Source organism: Halomonas sp. HP20-15 (genome assembly GCF_033446685.1).
Classification (GTDB): domain Bacteria; phylum Pseudomonadota; class Gammaproteobacteria; order Pseudomonadales; family Halomonadaceae; genus Modicisalibacter.
The window spans coordinates 1-19490 of record NZ_JAWQLY010000012.1; the positions used below are offsets into that span (position 1 = coordinate 1).

General features: G+C 65.9%; 15 protein-coding genes. 6 read left to right on the forward strand and 9 right to left on the reverse strand.

Annotation, left to right across the window (positions count from 1 at the left end; genetic code table 11):
* Window positions 1–120 precede the first annotated feature (120 nt).
* The 7 genes from R6258_RS15005 to R6258_RS15035 all read right to left on the reverse strand — a co-directional run bounded on the left by R6258_RS15005 (window position 121) and on the right by R6258_RS15035 (window position 11969).
* On the reverse strand, window positions 121–1887 hold the full coding sequence (locus tag R6258_RS15005; RefSeq protein ID WP_318452276.1) for an SLC13 family permease: 1767 nt from the start codon (window positions 1885–1887) through the stop codon (window positions 121–123).
* A 518-nt stretch (window positions 1888–2405) separates the two neighbouring features.
* The gene (locus R6258_RS15010) at window positions 2406–3911 is read right to left on the reverse strand and encodes a TolC family outer membrane protein (RefSeq protein ID WP_318452278.1); all 1506 of its coding nucleotides are present in this window, start codon (window positions 3909–3911) and stop codon (window positions 2406–2408) included.
* 2 nt (window positions 3912–3913) lie between these two features.
* The gene (locus R6258_RS15015; RefSeq protein ID WP_318452284.1) at window positions 3914–5281 is read right to left on the reverse strand and encodes an HlyD family type I secretion periplasmic adaptor subunit; all 1368 of its coding nucleotides are present in this window, start codon (window positions 5279–5281) and stop codon (window positions 3914–3916) included.
* Window position 5282: 1 nt separating this feature from the next.
* Window positions 5283–7076, reverse strand: coding sequence for a type I secretion system permease/ATPase (locus R6258_RS15020; RefSeq protein ID WP_318452288.1), 1794 nt, complete (start codon window positions 7074–7076; stop codon window positions 5283–5285).
* A 193-nt stretch (window positions 7077–7269) separates the two neighbouring features.
* Window positions 7270–8538 (reverse strand): serine hydroxymethyltransferase, encoded by a 1269-nt coding sequence (gene glyA / locus R6258_RS15025; protein ID WP_318452290.1) that lies wholly within the window; start codon window positions 8536–8538, stop codon window positions 7270–7272.
* Window positions 8539–8694: 156 nt separating this feature from the next.
* Window positions 8695–11241, reverse strand: a complete 2547-nt coding sequence (locus tag R6258_RS15030; protein WP_318452293.1) for an ABC transporter permease — start codon at window positions 11239–11241, stop codon at window positions 8695–8697.
* Entirely contained in the window at window positions 11238–11969 is a 732-nt protein-coding gene (locus tag R6258_RS15035; protein ID WP_318452296.1) for an ABC transporter ATP-binding protein, read from the reverse strand. The genes R6258_RS15030 and R6258_RS15035 overlap by 4 nt, the downstream gene beginning before the upstream one ends.
* 94 nt (window positions 11970–12063) lie before the next feature.
* On the opposite strand from R6258_RS15035, the gene R6258_RS15040 reads away from it, so the two are divergent.
* A complete protein-coding gene (locus R6258_RS15040; RefSeq protein WP_318452629.1) occupies window positions 12064–12663 on the forward strand; it encodes an arylesterase in 600 nt (199 codons plus the stop codon).
* Window positions 12664–12771: 108 nt separating this feature from the next.
* On the opposite strand, the gene R6258_RS15045 is transcribed toward R6258_RS15040, so the two are convergent.
* On the reverse strand, window positions 12772–13662 hold the full coding sequence (locus R6258_RS15045) for a DMT family transporter (protein ID WP_318452299.1): 891 nt from the start codon (window positions 13660–13662) through the stop codon (window positions 12772–12774).
* 255 nt (window positions 13663–13917) lie between these two features.
* Here R6258_RS15045 and R6258_RS15050 point away from each other — a divergent pair, with 255 nt between their 5' ends.
* Window positions 13918–14910, forward strand: a complete 993-nt coding sequence (locus tag R6258_RS15050) for a zinc transporter ZntB (RefSeq protein WP_318452301.1) — start codon at window positions 13918–13920, stop codon at window positions 14908–14910.
* Between the two features lie 97 nt (window positions 14911–15007).
* On the opposite strand, the gene R6258_RS15055 is transcribed toward R6258_RS15050, so the two are convergent.
* The gene (locus R6258_RS15055; protein WP_318452304.1) at window positions 15008–15277 is read right to left on the reverse strand and encodes a SelT/SelW/SelH family protein; all 270 of its coding nucleotides are present in this window, start codon (window positions 15275–15277) and stop codon (window positions 15008–15010) included.
* 130 nt (window positions 15278–15407) lie between these two features.
* Here R6258_RS15055 and R6258_RS15060 point away from each other — a divergent pair, with 130 nt between their 5' ends.
* The 4 genes from R6258_RS15060 (at window position 15408) to ettA (ending at window position 19490) form a co-directional block, all read left to right on the forward strand.
* On the forward strand, window positions 15408–16724 hold the full coding sequence (locus R6258_RS15060) for an MFS transporter (RefSeq protein ID WP_318452306.1): 1317 nt from the start codon (window positions 15408–15410) through the stop codon (window positions 16722–16724).
* Window positions 16725–16850: 126 nt separating this feature from the next.
* On the forward strand, window positions 16851–17285 hold the full coding sequence (locus R6258_RS15065; RefSeq protein ID WP_318452308.1) for a PAS domain-containing protein: 435 nt from the start codon (window positions 16851–16853) through the stop codon (window positions 17283–17285).
* Between the two features lie 136 nt (window positions 17286–17421).
* On the forward strand, window positions 17422–17628 hold the full coding sequence (locus R6258_RS15070; RefSeq protein WP_318452311.1) for a PA3496 family putative envelope integrity protein: 207 nt from the start codon (window positions 17422–17424) through the stop codon (window positions 17626–17628).
* A 200-nt stretch (window positions 17629–17828) separates the two neighbouring features.
* Window positions 17829–19490 (forward strand): energy-dependent translational throttle protein EttA, encoded by a 1662-nt coding sequence (ettA, locus tag R6258_RS15075; protein WP_318452313.1) that lies wholly within the window; start codon window positions 17829–17831, stop codon window positions 19488–19490.

Sequence of the window (19490 nt, forward strand, 5' to 3'; positions counted from 1 at the left end):
TCGGGCTTCGGGCTTCGGGCTTCGGGCTTCGGGCTTCGGGCTTCGGGCTTCGGGCTTCGGGCTTCGGGCTTCGACAGCATGTTAGCTCGCAGCTCGTGGCTCGTAGCCCGCCGCTCGCGCCTAAAACCCCCATACCAGCGGTATCAAGCCGACGGCGGTGATGCCGACGACCAGGCTCACCGGCGCGCCCAGGCGCAGGTAGTCGGTGAAACGGTAGCCCCCCGGCCCCAGCACCATCAGGTTGGTCTGGTATCCCAGCGGAGTCATGAAGCTGGCCGAGGCGGCGAACATGATGGCGATGACGAACGGCATGAAATCGACCCCGAGCTGGTCGGCCACCGAGACGGCGACCGGGAACATCAATACCGCCGCGGCGTTATTGGTGATCAGCTCGGTGAACAGCACCGTCATGGCGTAGACCAGCGCCAGCGCCAGCCAGGGCGAGGGGCCCTCCATGAACAGCAGCCACTGGGCGATCTGGGTTGCCGCGCCGGTCTTGCCCATCGCCTCGCCAAGGGCGAAGGAAGCCGCGATGACGATGAGTACCGAAAGGTCGACATAGCGGCGCGCCTTGCTGGCGGTCACGCAGCGCGTCGCCAGCATCGCCCCGGCGGCGAGGAAGGCCGCCTCGAGAATGCTCAGTAACCCACTGGCGCTGGCCACGACCAGCAAGCCGAGGATGCCCAGTGCCAACGGCGCCTTGCGGAAATCGGGCGGCGTGGAATCGTGCAGCGCGCTGACCAGCAGAAAGTCCTTGCGATAGCGGTACTGCGGCACGAACTCCTGCGCGGCCTCCAGCAGCAGGGTGTCGCCGACTTGCAGGCGGATCGCCCCCAGCTTGCCCGGCAGTCGCTTGCCGTGGCGGGATATCGAAAGAATCACCGCCTGATAGCGCGAGCGGAAACGCGATTCGCGCACGGTCTGGTTGAGGCCGGTGAAATCCGGACCGATGACGGCTTCGACCAGGCAGCGCCTGTGGTTGGCGATATCCAGCTTGTGCACGTCGCCGCCGGCGGGATGCAGACCGTTGATGCGCCGCAATTCGCGCGCGCATTCGGGGGCGCCGATGAAGACCAGCACATCGTTCGCCTGCAGCTGCGTCTCGGGCGGCACGGCGGTCATCAATCGGCCGTCGCGTTCGATATCCGCCAGGTACCCGTGGGTCAGGCTGCGCAGGCCGGCGTCGCGAATCGTCTTGCCGACCATCGGGCCGCCGGGCGTGACGAGCACCTCGACGGAATACTCGCGGGCCTGCTCGAGCTGTTCCAGCGCGCCCTGCCGGTTGGGCAACAGCCGGTCCGCCAGCGCGTAGATGAAGCCGCCGGCGATGACCAGCAACGGCACGCCGACCCACGCCAGTTCGAACATGCGCAGGGATACGCCCTGCTCGCTCTGCAGCAGACCGTCGACCACCAGGTTGGTGCTGGTGCCGATCAGCGTGCAGGTACCACCGAGGATCGCCGCGTAGCTCAGCGGCAAAAGCAGCTTTGAGGGCGGCAACCCGAGCCGCGCGGCCCACTCCTGAATGGCCGGGATGAACATCGCCACGACGGTGGTGTTGTTCATGAAGGCGCTGAGCCCCGATGCGGGCAGCAACACCCGTAGCTGGGCCTGGCGCAACCGCTTCGGCTGGCCGAGCAGCGTATGGGCTATCCACTGAATCGCCCCCGTCTCCTTCAGGCCGGCGGCAACCACGTAGAGCGTCGCGATCGTCATCACCCCGGGGTTCGAGAACCCCGCCAACGCCTCGCCCGGCGAAAGAATGCCCACGATCACCAGAAACGCCATCGCGGCCATGAGAATGACGTCGGGGGCAATACGGGTCAGGGCGAGGGCGATGAGTACGGCGACAATGAGCGCCAGTGTGGTGAGTGCCGGAAGGGTCATTCGCTACAGATCATTTGCAGGAGCATGGTCGCAGGGGGTCGGAATTCAGTATTTGCCGGGCGAGTGGTCAGAACACGCTACCGCCCGAGGATTGTTCCGGGCGGTTCCTAAAGCCCTTGAAAGCAGAATTCGTCGCTATTTCCGTTAGCGTTTGATGAGAAACAGCGAAGCATGACCTCAGCGGCCTGCTGTGGTCATTCTATTCGCGCACCTTGGGAGGCTCTAGCTTAGCGCAGTTGAAATTTGTGATTATGAACAAAAGGCTGTCATCGATTGGCGACAAATTCATGCTCTCGCCCTAGCCTAATACCCTATTCGAACTATCTTTTTTGCCATATGTATTCATCGACCAACGGCTTTTCATGGTCTTTAGCTTGCTATGGCTTTTTAATGAAAAACGCGGCCTGAGCCGCGCGTTGCTTATATTACGAGAAGTGCCGTTGGGTTGCCAGAAAGGGGTATCTGCGCACGCTCCATCGGGAACAAGATCCCTCCCAAGAGCCAAGGACTGGGCAATCTCAAGCAGGCTGTACGATGCGCCGTAACAGCGCCATGGCATCGACGAGATCCTGGGTACCCAGGTCGCCGACCGCCGCCTGCAAGTTCAAGCGATCGAGCAGATACTGGCGAACGACCTGGACGAACTGGATACGCAGGTCGTACAGGTTGGCGCGCGCATCGAGCACATCGACCAGGTCGCGCAGGCCGAGCTGCTCGCCCTTTTCGGCGGCCTGCAGGAACAGGCGGCTGGACTCGATGGAGCGCTTGAGCGCCTCGATCTGACGCTCGTCCCCTTTCAGACTGCGCAGGCGCTGGCGGACCTCCTGGCGGGCCAGGTTGAGGGCGTGGGTGTACGCTGCCTGACTGGCCCGCTGGGCGAGTTCGCCCTGCTTGACGCTGGCGCTGGTATAGCCGCCCTGATAGATCGGCACGTTCAGGCGCAGGCTGGCCGAGGCATCCTCGCTGTCCCGATAGGGATCGTTGGACCCGCGGTCCGAATAGGCCAGGTTGAGATTGAGCTCGGGATAGTGGCCAGCGTGCCGCACACGGGTATCGACCCTGGCGATTTCCATTTGCTGCTTGCCGAGCGCGACCTCGACGTTGTTGACCGTTCGCTCGAGCCAGGGGTCGGCTTCGTCCCACTCGCCCGGCAAGCTCAATCGGCTCAGATCGCCCAGCTCGGACCCTTCGAATTGCGGCAAAGCCCCGGTCAGACGCTCCAACGAACTCAGCGCGTTATTGAGCTCGTTCTCGGCGCGCACGGCGTCGGCTACCGCCTGGTCGAGCCGCGCTTGCGACTCGAGCAAGTTGATGCGATCGCCTATCCCCAGGTCGTAGGCGCGCTGAGCCTGCTTGGCCTGGAGCGTGAGCGACTGCTGCTTGGAAGCGAGCAGGCCCAGCTTGCGCGACGCCAGGAAGGCATCGAGATACGCTTCGGCGACCTGCAGCGCCAGGTCTCGCTCGGCGACCGCCACTTGCAGTTGCGCCGCGCCGCTCTGCGCTTCGGCCTTGTCGACCTTGCGCCAGCGCTCGAGGCTGAACAGCGACTGGGATAGCTGCACCTGCCAGCTCTTGTCGCGAGTGATGCCCCGGTAACGCGCGTCATAATCGTCGCCGGCGCCGCTGAGTTCGTTATCCGGATTATAGGCCGGGTTATCAGTGTAGTAGTTGTCCGACTCCTGGTAGGTATAGCCGGCGCTGGCCTGTATCTGCGGCTTGAGCCCGGCCTCGGCCATGGGCACCTGCTGGGAGGTCGCTTGCGCGTTGTAACGCTGGCTGGCCAGCTCGGCGTCGTTCTCGAGCGCCAGGGCGAACAGGCGCGGCAGCGATGGCAAACTCTTCCGCTCGCCCGCCCCCTGTTCAGATGCCGGTATGGACGCGTCGCTGGCAGCCGTAAGCCGGCCGTCCAGCGCCGGCAAGGCGTCGACCTCATCCATCACCGAGGTGGACTGCGCCACCGCCAGCGGAGCAGCCAGCTGACCGAGCATTACCAGCCCCGACCCTATAAGGCGTCGCGTGCTCATGGTCACTCCTCCCGCATGGCACGCGCCAGCATGTCGGTGATCGGCTTGGTCATGTAGCTGGCGAAGGTGCGCTCGCCGGTACGGATCATCACCTCGGCGGGCATGCCGGCCAGCAGCTCCATGCTCTCGGTCATCTTGCGCTTGCCGGCTTCGGTCACCCTGACCCGCACCTTGTAGTACTTCGCACCGGTGGCTTCGTCTTCGAAGGAGTCGGCGCTGACGTTGGCCACCTCCCCGTCGATGACGTTGGACAGGCGCTGGTTGAAGGCGCTGAAACGAATTTCGGCGTACTGGCCGGGATAGATGTTGTCGATGTCGCGATCGGGAACGCGCGCCTCGATGACGAAGTCATCGCCGGAAGGCACGATTTCCATGATCGGCTCGCCGGGCTTGATGACCGCACCGACGGTATGGACCTTCAGGTCGACCACGGTACCGGCCACCGGCGCGGTAATGGTGGTCCGCTTGACCTGGTCGCCGAGCGCGGTGATGCGCTGCTCGGCATCGGCGATATTGGCCTGGGCCTCGCGCAATTGCTCGCCGATCTCTCTCTGGAATTCCTGGATCTTGACCTGCTTCTGGACCTTGTTTTCGCTGATCTGCGACTTGAGCTCGGCGATCCTGGAGCGGCTCTGGGCGATCTCGCCCTTGAACTGCAGGACCTGACGCTCCAGCTCGCGCAGGCGCTGGTTGTCGCCCAGCCCCTCCTTGAACAGCGAGCGGTAGTCCTGGGCTTCCGCCTTTAACGAGGCCATGCGCGACTGGTTGACCTCGATCATGCCCTGCAGGCCGTCGATCTGCTCGCGCATCTGGGCCATCTGCTCGTCGAGGGCACTGAGGGTGCCTTCGAGCGCACCGCGCCGCGCCTGGAACAGCCCGCGTTGAACGGCGAGCACCTCCTTGATGCGCGGAGCGTCGCTATCGAGCAGTTGGTCCGGAAAGGTCAGCGATTCGGCGCCCTTCTGCTCGGCGAGCAGGCGGACCTCGGCGGCGCGGTTGATCAGATACTGGGAGCGCGCGATCTCGAGCTGCGAGCGCGCCTGGGTATTGTCGATCACCAGCAAGGTGTCGCCGGCTTCGACGTGGTCGCCGCCCTCGACGTTGATCTCGTCGACGATGCCGCCCTCCAGGTGCTGGATGGTCTTCTTGAACGATGCGACCGACACCGAGCCCGGCGCCACCACGGAAACCGCCAGGTCGGCGGTCGCCGCCCAGCCGCCGAAACCGCCGAAGGCCACCAGCAGGATCGCCAGGCCCAGCCGCCGATAGCGCTTGTCGCTGGTGGGAAGCGCACTCGCCGGCGCCGGGCCGCCGGCGGTCAGCTGGCGCGGCCGGGTCGCGTCGATGTCGCGGGAATTGTCGCCTGCCATGCTACTCGTGCTCCCCGGATTGCGGCTTGCCGGTGTTGCCGGCGCTATTCGACCCTTGGACGGCGGCCAGCCGACCGGTGTTCGACCGGCCCAGCGCGGCACTGCCCTTCTGCGCCGGCGTCTTGGTGAGCTGGGCCAGCACCTGATCGCGCGGGCCGAACAGGCTGACCTGCCCCTCCTTGAGCACCAAAAGCTTGTCGACGAGCCTGAGCACGCTATGGCGATGGCTGATCACGAACAGCGTGACCCCTTCGGCCTTGAGCTGCTTGATCGACTCGCCCAGCGCCCGCTCGCCGCGGTCGTCGAGATTGGAGTTGGGTTCGTCGAGCACCACCAGTACCGGATCGCCATACAGCGCACGCGCCAGGCCCACGCGTTGACGCTGGCCACCCGACAACGCCCCGCTGGCGGCGTTGATGGTGGTGTCGTAACCGTTGGGCAGTTGCAGGATCATCTCGTGCACGCCGGCTTTCCTGGCGGCGGCGACGACCTTCTGGGCGTCGACCTCGCCGAAGCGGGCGATGTTCTCGCTGATCGTGCCATCGAACAGCTCGATGTCCTGCGGCAGGTAGCCGATATGCGGGCCGAGCTCTTCGCGGTTCCACTGAACGATGTCGGCGCCGTCGAGGCGTACCGTGCCGACCTGCGAGGGCCAGACGCCCAGCAATACCCGCGCCAGGGTCGATTTACCCGCGGCGCTGGGGCCGATGATGCCGACGTGCTCGCCCCTGGCGACGTTGAAATTGATGCCGCGAATGGTCGCCATGCGCACGCCGGGCGGCGCCGCGGCGACGGTCTCGATGGCGATGTCGCCCCGCGGCGCGGGTAGCGACATGCGTTGCTGCTCGGCGGGGATCTGCGCGAGCAGCTCGTTGAGGCGATGGTAGGCGCTGCGCGCGCTGACGAAGCCCTTCCAGCTGCCGATCATCTGATCGATCGGCGCCAGCGCCCGGCCCATCAGGATCGAACCGGCGATCATCATGCCCGGCGTCATCTCGCCCTCGATCACCAGCAGCGCGCCAAGGCCGAGGATCAGCGACTGGAACAGCAAGCGCAGCACCTTGGAGGCGTTGCTCAGCGCGCCGGCGCGATCGCTTGCCCGCGATTGCTTGGCCAGGAATTCGTGATGCTTGCCGGCCCAGCGGCCCATGATGCCCGGCAACATGCCCATGGCGTGCAGGACCTCGGAATTGCGCAGGTTCGAGTTGGCCAGGTCCTGGGCCTTGATGTGATCGTTGCTGGCGTCGGCCAACAGCGTCTTGGTGGCCTTTTCGTTGGCGACCGCCAGCGCCATAAGGATGATGCCGGCCACGCTGGCGAAAGCCCCCAGCCAGGGGTGAAACAGAAAGAGCACCGCCAGGTAGATCGGCACCCAGGGGGCGTCGAAGAAGGCGAACAGGCCATTGCCGGTAAGGAACTGGCGCAGGTTGGTCAGATCGCTCAGCGGCTGGGCGGTCTGCTTGCCCTGGGTCAGCACGCTGCGCCGGAACATCGCACTGTACAGGCGCCCGTTGACCAGTGTGTCCAGCCGGTTGCCGACGCGGATCAGAATGCGCGAGCGCACCAGCTCCAACCCACCCATGACCATGAACAGGAAGACCATCACCAGCGTCAGCATCAGCAGGGTTTCTGCGCTGCGCGAACTGATCACGCGATCGTAGACCTGCAACATGTACAGGGGTGGGACCAGCATCAGCACGTTGATGAACATGCTGAAAAATCCCACCGAGAAGAAAGACCCACGACACACTTTCAAGGCGCGTTGCAGATCGGTGGCTTCTTTTTGGGAGGCCATGCAATCGCTCGCAGTTGGAGGAACAAAAGAGAATGGCGCGCTTGATGCACCGAAACCTTAAACAGATAGTACTAAGGTATCAGATAATACCGATACCTGAGAGTCCCTGCTAAATAGAACGAGGCGCCGCGAAGGGCGCCTCGATTGACTACGGATAAACGGGGCTAGTCAGCCGCTAGCCCGTCTGACGGGCTCAGCCCTGGCGATACACCGGCAGGCGTGCGCAGATCGCTTCGACCTTGGCCTTGACCTCGCTCTCGGCGGCACTGGAGTCGCCCTCGCCCATGGCGTCGAGGATGTCGCAGATCCAGCCGGCCAGATCGCGGCATTCGCTCTCGCCGAAGCCACGGGTGGTGACCGCCGGGGTGCCGATGCGCAGCCCCGAGGTGACGAACGGGCTCTGCGGGTCGCCGGGAACGGCGTTCTTGTTGACGGTGATATGCGCGCGGCCCAGCGCGGCATCGGCGTCCTTGCCGGTCAGGCCCTGCTTGACCAGCGAGAGCAGGAACAGGTGGTCCTCGGTGCCGCCGGAGACCACATCGAAGCCGCGCTCGAGGAATACCCCGGCCATCGCCTTGGCGTTGACGACCACCTGCTGCTGGTAAGCCTTGAACTCGGGGTCCATGGCTTCCTTGAAGCAGATCGCCTTGGCGGCAATGACGTGCATCAGCGGGCCGCCCTGGCCGCCCGGGAAGACCGCCGACTGCAGTTTCTTCTCGATGTCGGCGTTGTCCTCGGCGGACAGGATCAGGCCGCCACGCGGGCCGCGCAGGGTCTTGTGGGTGGTGGTGGTGACCACATGAGCATGCGGCAGCGGGCTCGGGTAGACGCCGGCGGCGACCAGCCCGGCGATGTGCGCCATGTCGACCAGCAGGAAGGCACCGACCTCGTCGGCGATCTCGCGGAATTTCGCCCAGTCGATGATCTGCGAATAGGCCGAGAAGCCGGCGATGATCATCTTCGGCTGGTGTTCGCGAGCCAGGCGCGCGACCTCGTCGTAGTCGATCAGGCCGTTCTCGCCCAGGCCGTACTGCACGGCATTGTAGTGCTTGCCCGAGAAGTTGGGCTTGGCGCCGTGGGTCAGGTGGCCGCCGGCGTCGAGGCTCATGCCCAGCACGGTGTCGCCGGGCTTGACCAGCGCCTGGAAGACCGCGCCGTTGGCCTGCGAGCCGGAGTGCGGCTGAACGTTGGCGTAGGTGGCGTTGAACAGCTGCTTGGCATAGTCGATGGCCATCTGCTCGACCACGTCGACGTGCTCGCAGCCGCCGTAATAGCGCTTGCCGGGATAGCCTTCCGCGTACTTGTTGGTCAGCTGCGTGCCCTGGGCCTGCATGACGCGCGGGCTGGCGTAGTTCTCGGAGGCGATCAGCTCGATGTGCGCCTCCTGGCGAGCGACCTCTTTCTGCATCGCATCCCACAGCGCGTCGTCGAATCCGGCAACCTGCATATCACGGGTGAACATCGGCGATAATCCTCGGCTCAAAGCGAAAAATCAGGGCGCCATGATACCCCAGCACTCCCGGCCTTTCACATGAAAGCCGGTCACGCCGACCCGAGAATTTCTCACCTTGGGTTTAGCTGAGCTATAGCCAACCGGCCTGGGCAGGCACAGGTCCGTTCACGCCTCGCCCAGCAGGGCCAGGCTGGCCATCGGGGTCTGCCGGCGCACACCGCGCGACAGCAGGTGGCCGATCAGCCCGATCAACAGCGCGCCGCCCAGCGGCAACACCAGCCACAAGGTGATATGCAGGCGCGGCGCCAGGTCCAGCCAGCCGATATACACCCCGGCCGCGGCGAGCTCGGCGAGCAGCGCGCCCATCAGCCCGCTGGTCAGCCCCAGCAGCGCGAACTCGACGCCCTGGATGCGCGAGATCAACCGGTCGCCGGCGCCGAATACTCGCAGCAGGCCGCTTTCGTGGGTGCGCAGCGAGTGACTGGCGGTAAGCGCGGCGTACAGCACGCTGACCCCGGCCAGCAGCACGAACAACAGGACCAGTTCCACGGCGCGGGTGACCTGTGCCAGCAGCTCGCGAACCCGCTCGAGAATGGCGTCGACGTTGAGCAGCGACACGCCGGGATAGGCCTCGACCACTCGCCTAAGCAATTCGCGGTTCTCGCTGGCGTCGAGCTTGAAGGCGGTGATGTAGCTGTGGCCGTAGCGTTCGAGTACCCCGGGCGGGAAGATCACGAAGAAGTTGGGCCGGAAGCTGTCCCAGTCGAGATTGCGCAGGCTGGCGATCTCGCCGGTGACCCGGTCGCTGCCGACGGTGAAGCTCATGGTGTCGCCGAGCCCCACGCCGAGTCGTTCGGCCAGGCCGTCCTCGACCGAGATCGGCACCGGCTGCCCATCTCCTGGGTTAGCCGACTCGCCGGCATCGGCGGCGAACCATTCGCCGGCGACCACGCGGTTGCCCTCCGGCACGTCGGCCTGCCAGGTCAGGTTGAGCTCCCGCTGCAGGGCGTTGTCGCCGCGGTTCTCCTCGGGCACCACTTCACGCGGCTCGTCGCCGTTGATCGCGGTGAGCCGGCCACGCACCATCGGGTACAGCGCGGTGCGCGCGCCCACCGCGCCATCGAGCAGCTCGACGAAACCGTCGCGCTCGCCGGGCTGAATGTTGATGGCAAAGTAGTTGGGCGTGTCCTCGGGCAGTTGCGCCTGCCAGGCGCTCAACAGATCGCCGCGCACCAGGGTGATGATCGCCATCGCCGCGAAGGTCACGGCGAAGGCCAGCAACTGGCCGAGACTCGCCTGGCGGCGGCGCGCCAGCTGGCGGGCACCGAGCCGCAGCGCCTGGGCGAAACCGCCATGCCCCGCCCTGCTCTGCCCGGCCAGGCGTAGCACCAGACCGAGCAACAGCCAGCCCAGCCCCCACAGCAGCACCAGCGCGATGAGCCCGCCGACCAGCAGCGCCGCGGAAAGCGCCAGGTCGCCGGAGTACAGCCACAGCAGCGCGCCGAACACCAGGCTGGCCACCGCCACCACCAGCCACGCCGACGCGGGCAGCGGGTCGAGTTCGCGACGCAGCACCTTGAGCGCGCTGACCCGCTTGAGCCGCAGCAGGGTCGGCCCGGCGAAGCCCACCAGCACCGCCAGCGCGGTGAGAACGCCCATCAACAGCGGCAGGAGGCCCGGCGGCGGCAGTTCCATCGGCAGGAATCGCCCGAGTAGCGCCAGCAGGCCGGCCTGACCCGCCAGCCCCAGCAGTGCGCCGAGCGCCGAAGCGCTGAGTGCCAGCCACAGCAACTGCCAGGCGAACAGGCTCGACAACTGCGACTGGGTGGCGCCGAAGCAGCGCAGCAGCGCGGCGGTATCCAGATGACGATCGACGTAACGCCGTGTGGCCATCGCCACCGCGACCCCGGCGAGCAGTACCGCCGCCAGCCCGGCCAGGCTGAGGTATTTCTCGGCGCGCTCCAACGCGCTGCCCAGTTGCGGACGGTCGTCGCGTACGTCCTCGACTTCGATGCCCTCGCTGGCGAGACGCTCGAGCAGGTCGTCGACCCCGGCCACCGCCTCGGGCGGTCCCTTGGCCAGCAGCTCGTATTCGATGCGCGAGCCGGGGCGCACCAGCCCGGTGGCATCGAGATCGGCGATACGCATCATCAGCCGCGGGTTGAAGCTGGAAAATCCCGCCGACTGATCCGGCTCGCGCTCGATCAACCCGCTGACCGTGAGCTCCGCCTGGCCGACCCGGACGCTGTCGCCGACACCGACATCGAGCAGTTGGGCGAGGCGCGGCGCGATCCACACCGAACCCGGCTGCGGCCCGCGCGGCAGTTGGCTGATGGTGCCGTCGCCCAGGTCGACCCGCACCTCTCCATAGAGCGGATAGGCGTCGTCGATCACCTTGAGGCTGGCCAGCTGGAAGGCGTCGCCACGACTGATCATCGACACCATGTCGACCTGGTCGGCGAGCGTCAGCCCGGCGTCGCGCAGCGTCCGGTAGAGCGATTCGTCGAACGGCTGCCCCTGCTCGAGCTTGATGTCGCCGCCCATCAACTGGCCGGCCTGGCGGGTCAGGCCGCGATCCAGGCGGTCGAGGAAGAAGCCGATCATCGTCGACGCGGCCACCGCCAGCGCCAGGGCGATGAACAGCGCCCGCACGTCGCTGGCACGCAGGTCGCGGCGCAGTCCCTTCAGCGAGAGCCCCAGCATGCCGCTCATGCCTCGACCTCGTCGCGGTCCAGCGCCACCAGGCGCCCCGCGTCGAGGCGCAGGCAGCGCCCGCAGCGCCGCGCCAGGTGATGGTCGTGAGTGACCAGCACCAGCGTGGTGCCGGCCTCGCGGTTGAGCGTGAACAGCAGGTCGATGACCGTCCGCCCGGTCTCGCGGTCGAGGTTGCCGGTGGGCTCGTCGGCGAACACCAGCTCGGGTCGGGTGACGAAGGCCCGCGCCACGGCGACGCGCTGCTGTTCGCCGCCAGAGAGCTGCTTGGGCAGATGATCGAGGCGCGCGCCGAGCCCGACCCGCGTGAGCCATTCGCGCCCGCGCACGGCGGGATCGCCGTCGGGTGCCAGTTCCAGCGGCAGCAGCACGTTCTCCAGCGCGGTCAGCGTCGGCAGCAACTGGAAATTCTGGAACACGAAGCCGACCCGCCCGGCGCGCAGCCGTGCCCGGCCATCCTCGTCGAGCGCCGGCAGCGATTCGCCGAACAGCTCCAGACGTCCCGCGCTGGGCGCGTCGAGCCCGGCCAGCAGGCCCAGCAGGGTCGACTTGCCGGAGCCGGAACTGCCCAGAATCGCTACGCTCTCACCGGCCATCACCTCGATATCGAGCCGCTCCAGGATGGTCAGCCGGCGCTCGCCGCTGTCGACATGCTTGCTGAGCCCCTGGGCCTGTAGAATGGATACGGAGGAAACCGACGATGGTTCACGCGCTTGGGAGTTGGACATGATGCAGACGTTCCCTGTGGTTGGGCGATGGTTCGACAAGGATGGCAGCAACCCATGGCTGGCGACGCTGTTGTTATGGACAACGCTGTTATGGATGCTGCTGGCGGCCTGGGCCGGGCCGGCCATGGCGGCACCCAAGCTGCTGGTGATGGGCGACAGCCTGAGCGCGGCCTACGGCATCGAGCGCGAGTCGGGTTGGGTGCAACTGCTCGATGAGCGACTCGCCGACGAGGTCGAGGTGATCAACGCCAGTATCAGCGGCGAAACCACCTCGGGCGGCGCCACGCGGCTGCCCGAACTCCTGCGACAGCAGCGACCCGACATCGTTCTGCTCGAACTCGGCGGCAACGACGGCCTGCGCGGCCTGCCGCCGCAGCAGATGCGCGCCAATCTGGCGGACATGATCGAGGCCAGTCAGCAGGCCGGCGCCAAGGTACTGCTGCTGGGCATCCGGATCCCGCCCAACTATGGCCAAGCCTACGCCGACGCGTTCAGCCGGGTCTACCGCACGCTCGCCGAGCGCTACGACGTGCCGCTGGTGCCGTTCATCCTCGAGGGCATCGCGCTCGACGACTCGCTTATGCAGGACGATGGCATCCACCCCACCGCCGAGGCCCAGCCGCAGGTACTGGATAACGTCTGGCCGGCGCTGGAGAAACTGCTGCCCAAACGCGCCGTCGCCGAGGCCAGATAGCGGATAGGAATGGTGCAGCATCAAATCCCCAATGAGGAGAAACGAGCCATGCATGTCGACGTAATCTCGTCCCTCGAGGTCAGCCTCTAGCCATTATTATCAACGGCTTCAATGCTCCGCGACCGGTGCCGGGGTCTTCTGCAATTGCTGCAAGCCCAGCCCGGCGAGGATCAGCACCAGGCCGACCAGCGTCGAAACCAGGATCGGCTCGCCGACGACGAAGTGCAGCAGCAGCAACGACACCGGCGGCGAGAGAAAGATCAGGTTGGAGATCTTGGCGGTGCGCGAAACCTGCAGCACCGCCATCTGCCACAGCACGAAGGCGAAGCCCATCTCGAACAGCCCCACATAGACACCCGCGCCGAGACTCGCCCAGCCGTGCCAGTTGAACCCCGGGCCAAACGCGACGATGGCGGTCAGCACCGGCAAACCGACGCTGAAATTCTGCCATTGGGCAACCAGCGGCGCGCGGTGATCGCGGGCATTGAGCAGCCAGTAGAGCGCCCACACCAGCGTCGAGAGCAGCGCCATCGCCACCCCCAGCGGATCGGCGAAGGCCACGTCGAGCACTCGCCCGCGGGTGGCGATGGTCCATACTCCGGCGTAGGCGACCAGCCCGGCGAACACGTCATAGCGAGTCAGGCGCTGGCCGAGGATCGGCACGGCGAGAAAGGCCATCGCCAGCGCCCAGGTGTAGTTGAGCGCCATCGCCTCCTGCCCGGGCAGCCGGTCGTAGGCGGCGAACAGCGCCAGGTAATACGCCACCGGGTTCATCAGTCCGGCCCACAGTGCGGTCCGCCAGCCATGACGCAGGGCGCTTGCCAGTTGCCCGCGCCGCACCACCAGAACGCCGATCAGCAACCACGAGACCAGTGCAGCGACCCACATCAGCTCGACCGGTGTCATGTCGGCCAGCGCCAGCTTGAAGGCGGTAGCCACCGTCGACCACAGCCCCACCGCCCCGACGCCGCAAAGCATCGCCCGTTGATCGCGCGTCATCTCGTCTCCCTGCCTTCCCCGCCTGGCGCGGCTTCCATTACGCTTTGTCTGAAAAATGCCTGCGCTCGCCCATACGGCGTTAAAAACCGGTTCAAAATGCTCATTTACACCACGTAAACTCCGCTTTCTCGCCGGTTTTTGCCTTGTCTGGCCATCGCTCGCCGATTTTTCAGACAGAGCTTAGGATGTGGCGGACAGCCTAACCGGGCCGCCGAGCGCTGGCGACCCTAGAGCATCGCTTACAAGGAAGCGTTAATGACGACTCAATTGCCGGTCCCCGTCGAGAGTGCGTTCGTCACCGCCTACCGTCTCGATGGCCGCGGAGCCGGCGCACGGCTCGACAGCGACGCCCTGCACCGCGCCTGGGACAGCGACAACGCCCCGCTGTGGTTGCACCTGGATTTCCGTCACGACGACGTCACCGACTACCTGGGCTCGCTGGCCGGGCTCGATGAGGCGGTGATCGAGGCGCTGCTCGAGCCGGATACCCGGCCACGCGTCGCGCGCTTCGGACGCGGCGTGGTGACCACGCTGCGCGGCATCAACTTCAATCCCGGCGCGGCCCCCGACGACCTGATTTCGCTGCGCGTATGGATGACGCCCAAGCGGCTGATCACCCTGCGCCGGCGCAGCCTGCATGCGGTCAACGTGGTACGCGAGCGCATCGATTCCGGCGAGGGCGCGCTGACGGTTCCCGATCTGGTCGCCTGGCTGGTCGAGACGCTGGTCGACCAGGTCGGCGACGTCACGCATCAGCTCGAGGAGCGCATGGCCGAGCTCGAGGACGCCCAGCTCGCCGAGCGCGGCAACTTCAACGTCGACGAACTGACCCGCATCCGCCGGCCGCTGATCACCCTGCGGCGCTTCATGGGCCCGCAGCGCGACTGCCTGTCGCAGCTCGCCCAGGGCCCATTGTGGCTGGACGAAGAGAGCAAGGTGTCGATTCGCGAGAGCGCCAACCAGCTGTCGCGCTACGTCGAGGACTTCAATGCCATGCAGGAGCGGGCGCTGATTCTCCAGGAGCAGCTGTGGAGCGAACACAACGAACAGCTCAACCAGCGCATGTACATGCTCGCCATCGTCACCACGGTGTTCCTGCCGCTGAGTTTTCTGACCGGGTTGCTGGGCGTCAACGTCGGCGGCATCCCCGGCGCCGACAGCCCACTCGGCTTCACGCTCTTCGTCTCCATTACTCTCGCGGTGGGCGTCGGGGTGATGGCGCTGCTCAAGCGCAAGCACTGGTGGTGAACTGCAGCGGCGAGCCACGGGCAGCGAGCTCGTAGCTCGTAGCTCGTAGCTCGTAGCTCGTAGCTCGTAGCTCGTAGCTCGTAGCTCGTAGCCAAGCCTACCGGTCGGTATGCCCCAGGTCGCGCTCGGGGTCGAGCCGGTCGCGCACGCGGCGCTTGAGTTCCTTGATGTCGGGAAAGCCGCCGTCGCGCTTGCGTTCCCAGAGCGTCTCGCCGTCGTAGCTGACCTCGAAGTGGCCGCCGTGGCTGGGCACGAGCGTGACGCCTTCGAGGTCTTCGCCGAATGTGGACAGCAACTCCTGGGCGTACCAGCCGGCACGCAGAAGCCACTGGCATTGCGTGCAATAATGGATGCGAACCGAAGCCATCGTGACTCTCCTGTAAATGGGCCCGTGAACGGCCAGTAAATCGTCCTGTGGGTCGCCGATGATTCGATGATAACAACTTGGCCACCACGCCTCGTAGCGTGCCAGGCCGATGACGACGAGGGAACGCCGCATGGCCGATGCCGGCATCAGTCAGACCCACCTTTACGAGCGGCTTACCGGCGATGAGGACAGCCGGCTGTGCAGGGACATCTCCGACAGCGCCTGCCGCGAGCAGCCGGGCAACTTCTTTCGCCACTTGTGCGCCGCGCTCGGCAACAAGCTCGCCGACGAGCTGTCGAGCGCGCGGCTGATCCTGCCCTGGCTGCTCGGCGCGATCGGCGCGCCGATCTGGATGGTCGGCCTGCTGGTGCCGATCCGCGAGGCCGGCGCGCTGCTGCCGCAGGTCCTGGTCGCCGGCATCGCCCGGAAGTTGCCGCAGCGCAAGTGGATCTGGGTCATCGGTGGCTTGCTGCAGGCGTTCTGCGCTGCCCTGCTTGCCGCCCTGGCGCTGTTCGGCCGGGGCAGCGTCGGCGGCGCCCTGGTACTGCTCGTGCTGGTCGCGCTGTCACTGGCCCGCGGGCTGTCCTCCATCGCCACCAAGGATGTGATGGGCAAGACCATCGCCAAGCAACGGCGCGGCACGCTGATGGGCTGGAGCGGCAGCGTCGCCGGTGCGATGACGCTGGCCGCCGGTGGCGTGCTGATGCTGTTCGACGACCGGCCCGGTGAGTTGGCGCTGGCGGTGCTGCTGGCCATCGCCGCGCTGGGCTGGGTGATCAATGCCGGCTGCGCGGCGCTGATTCGCGAAGAGCCCGGCGCCACCGAGGGCGGCGACAGCGTCTGGGCCAGCCTGCGCGAGGGCATCGCCAAGCTGCGCCAGGATCGCACCTTCTTGCACTTCAACTTGACCCGCGCCCTGCTGCTTTCCAGCGCCCTGGCATTGCCCTACATCGCCCTGCTCGGCCAACGGCAAGGCGATAGCGAGCTGGGCGGACTGGGCGTGCTGATCGTCGTGTCCGGGCTCGCCGGGATGCTGGCCAGCCCGCTATGGGGCAAGCGCGCCGATGCCTCGAGCCGCAAGGTGCTGCGCGACGCCGGCCTGGCCGCGACGGCTTGCTGCATGGCCGCCGCCCTCGTGGCCTGGGCGCCGGGCGAATGGAGCCATTCGGTCTATCCGTTTGCCGCGCTGTACGGCCTGCTGATGATCGCCCATACCGGGGTGCGCCTGGGACGCAAGACCTATGTGGTCGACCTGGCCAGCGCCGAGGACCGCGCGCTCTACGTGGCGCTATCGAATACCCTGACGGGCGTGCTGATGCTGATCGTCGGCGGCCTGATCGGCGCACTAGCCCAGTGGCTGGGCAGCGCCGCCCTGCTGGCGATACTGGCCGGCTGCGCCCTGGCCGCGGCGGCCTGCGCCCAGCGCCTGCCCGATGTGGAGAACTGACATGAACGAGCCGGGCATGGCCAGCCGGCTCGCTCAACGCGTTGAAATCCCTGTCCGCTCTGGCCATGATGCTAGTAATTCAGCACCGTGCGAGCGGCACGCCAACGTCACAGGACAGCAAAGCGCATGAAAAGACCCGCCATGATCGACGCCCGGTTGCTGGAACGCATCGTCGATGCCTCGGCCGACGGCATCGTGGTCGCCGAGCAGGAAGGCGACGAGACCATCCTGATCTACGTCAACCAGGGCTTCGAACGCCTGACCGGCTATAGCACCGACGAGATCCTCTATCGCGACTGCCGCTTCCTGCAGAACGACGATCACGACCAGCCCGCCCTGCCGCGCATCCGTCAGGCACTCAGCGAGCATCGCCCGTGTCGCGAAGTACTGCGCAACTACCGCAAGGACGGCACGCTGTTCTACAACGAATTGTCGATCACCCCGATCTTCGATGAGCAGGACCAACTGACCTACTTCATCGGCGTGCAGAAGGACGTCACGCAACTCGCCGAGGCCTTGCAGGAGCTCGAGGCGCTCAAGGCGAAACACGGCCACGAGTGAGGCCGCGCCGCATTCGATGACACGCGTGGATTTTATTGGGTCCAGCCTCTTGTACCGAACCTCGAGTGGCGTTATATAGCGACCAAGGCATCATCGGGATGTCTGATCGCCACCAGCGTCAGGGGAGGTAGGTGATATGAGCCGTGAATCCTTCATCGAAGAAGAGACCAGCGACGAGCAGGACTTCTTCGAAGCCGTCAACGACGAACACTTTACACGCCCCCGTGTCAGCCGTGCCGATAGCCTGCGTGCGCGACGCCAGGTCGAAGCCCTGCTCGAGGAACGCCGCCTCAGGAAAGCCATCGAAGACGATTGGTTCGCCGGGCTCGATGAAGAAGAGTAACGGCAGGCGCATGGCCGTATCAGCCCTCGCGGCCGGCTGAGCCACAACAGGCAAACTTGGTGGGACGAGTCCACCGCGGCGATCTCCTCGCGCACGAAACTCGTTCCCACACGCTCACCTTCTTGCCGGCTGGCTGGCCTTTCCGATGGACCGCCACTATCATCGAGGCCCATCGTTCATTTCCAACCGACCGGATTTCCATGGCGCAATACGTCTTCACCATGAACCGGGTGGGCAAGATCGTGCCCCCCAAGCGCGAGATCCTCAAGGATATCTCGCTGTCCTTCTTTCCCGGCGCCAAGATCGGCGTGCTCGGCCTGAACGGCTCGGGCAAGTCGACCCTGCTGCGGATCATGGCCGGCGTCGATACCGAATACAACGGTGAAGCCCGGGCGATGCCGGGGCTGAACGTCGGCTACCTGCCGCAGGAACCCGAGCTCGACGACAGCAAGACGGTGCGCGAAACCGTCGAGGAAGCGGTTGGCGAGATCAAGGATGCGCAGGAGAAGCTCGACGCCGTCTACGCCGCCTATGCCGAGCCGGATGCCGACTTCGATGCGCTGGCCGCCGAGCAGGCGCGGCTCGAGAACCTGATCGAGGCCGCCGACGCCCACAACCTGGAGCGCAAGCTCGAGGTCGCCGCCGAAGCGCTGCGCCTGCCGCCCTGGGACGCCAACGTAGGCGTGCTCTCGGGCGGCGAGCGCCGCCGCGTGGCGCTGTGCCGGCTGCTGCTGTCGAACCCCGACATGCTGCTGCTCGACGAGCCGACCAACCACCTGGACGCCGAATCGGTGGCCTGGCTCGAGCGCTTCCTGCACAACTATTCCGGTACCGTGGTGGCGATCACCCACGACCGCTACTTCCTCGACAACGTCGCCGGCTGGATTCTCGAGCTCGACCGCGGCCAGGGCATCCCCTTCGAGGGCAATTACTCCGACTGGCTCGAAGCCAAGGAGAAGCGCCTCGAACAGGAAGCCAAGCAGGAAGCCTCGCGCAACAAGGCGATCAAGCAGGAACTCGAATGGGTGCGCAGCAACGCCAAGGGCCGCCAGGCCAAGAGCAAGGCGCGCCTCAATCGCTTCGAGGAGATGCAGTCCGGCGACTTCCAGAAGCGCAACGAGACCAACGAGATCTACATTCCGCCCGGCCCGCGGCTCGGCGACAAGGTCATCGAGCTACACGACGTCTCCAAGCGCTATGCCGACAAGCTGCTGTTCGAGAATCTGTCGTTCCAGGTACCCAAGGGCGCGATCGTCGGCATCGTAGGCGGCAACGGCGCGGGCAAGTCCTCGCTGTTCCGGATGATCAACGGCAGCGAGACGCCCGACAGCGGCGAAGTGGTACTCGGCGACACGGTCGAGATCGCCTACGTCGAGCAGCTGCGCGATGCGCTCGACGACAAGCAGACGGTGTGGGAAGCGGTCTCCGACGGCCAGGACATGCTCAACATCAATGGCTATGAAGTGTCGTCGCGGGCCTACGTGGGCCGCTTCAACTTCAAGGGCAACGATCAGCAGAAGCGCCTTTCGGAGCTGTCCGGCGGCGAGCGCGGCCGGCTGCAACTGGCCCAGACCCTCAAGCAGGGCGCCAACGTGCTGCTGCTCGACGAACCGTCCAACGATCTCGACATCGAGACCCTGCGTGCCCTCGAGGAGGCGCTGCTCGCCTTCCCCGGCTGCGCCATGGTGATCTCGCACGATCGCTGGTTCCTCGACCGTATCGCCACGCACATCCTGGCCTACGAAGGTGAGTCGCAGGTGGTGTTCTTTGAAGGCAACTACACCGACTACGAAGCGGATCACAAGAAACGTGTCGGCAGCGACACGCCCAAGCGCATGAAGTACAAGCGCATCGACGCTTGA

Bases quoted from the DNA above. Each gene is read 5' to 3' on its own strand.
- R6258_RS15070 (WP_318452311.1), top strand. From the start codon at position 17,422: ATGAGCCGTGAATCCTTCATCGAAGAAGAGACCAGCGACGAGCAGGAC.
- R6258_RS15060 (WP_318452306.1), top strand. From the start codon at position 15,408: ATGGCCGATGCCGGCATCAGTCAGACCCACCTTTACGAGCGGCTTACC.
- R6258_RS15045 (WP_318452299.1), bottom strand. From the start codon at position 13,662: ATGACGCGCGATCAACGGGCGATGCTTTGCGGCGTCGGGGCGGTGGGG.
- R6258_RS15010 (WP_318452278.1), bottom strand. From the start codon at position 3,911: ATGAGCACGCGACGCCTTATAGGGTCGGGGCTGGTAATGCTCGGTCAG.
- R6258_RS15020 (WP_318452288.1), bottom strand. From the start codon at position 7,076: ATGGCCTCCCAAAAAGAAGCCACCGATCTGCAACGCGCCTTGAAAGTG.
- R6258_RS15065 (WP_318452308.1), top strand. From the start codon at position 16,851: ATGAAAAGACCCGCCATGATCGACGCCCGGTTGCTGGAACGCATCGTC.
- R6258_RS15050 (WP_318452301.1), top strand. From the start codon at position 13,918: ATGACGACTCAATTGCCGGTCCCCGTCGAGAGTGCGTTCGTCACCGCC.
- R6258_RS15015 (WP_318452284.1), bottom strand. From the start codon at position 5,281: ATGGCAGGCGACAATTCCCGCGACATCGACGCGACCCGGCCGCGCCAG.
- glyA (WP_318452290.1), bottom strand. From the start codon at position 8,538: ATGTTCACCCGTGATATGCAGGTTGCCGGATTCGACGACGCGCTGTGG.
- R6258_RS15030 (WP_318452293.1), bottom strand. From the start codon at position 11,241: ATGAGCGGCATGCTGGGGCTCTCGCTGAAGGGACTGCGCCGCGACCTG.
- ettA (WP_318452313.1), top strand. From the start codon at position 17,829: ATGGCGCAATACGTCTTCACCATGAACCGGGTGGGCAAGATCGTGCCC.
- R6258_RS15040 (WP_318452629.1), top strand. From the start codon at position 12,064: ATGCTGCTGGCGGCCTGGGCCGGGCCGGCCATGGCGGCACCCAAGCTG.
- R6258_RS15035 (WP_318452296.1), bottom strand. From the start codon at position 11,969: ATGTCCAACTCCCAAGCGCGTGAACCATCGTCGGTTTCCTCCGTATCC.
- R6258_RS15055 (WP_318452304.1), bottom strand. From the start codon at position 15,277: ATGGCTTCGGTTCGCATCCATTATTGCACGCAATGCCAGTGGCTTCTG.
- R6258_RS15005 (WP_318452276.1), bottom strand. From the start codon at position 1,887: ATGACCCTTCCGGCACTCACCACACTGGCGCTCATTGTCGCCGTACTC.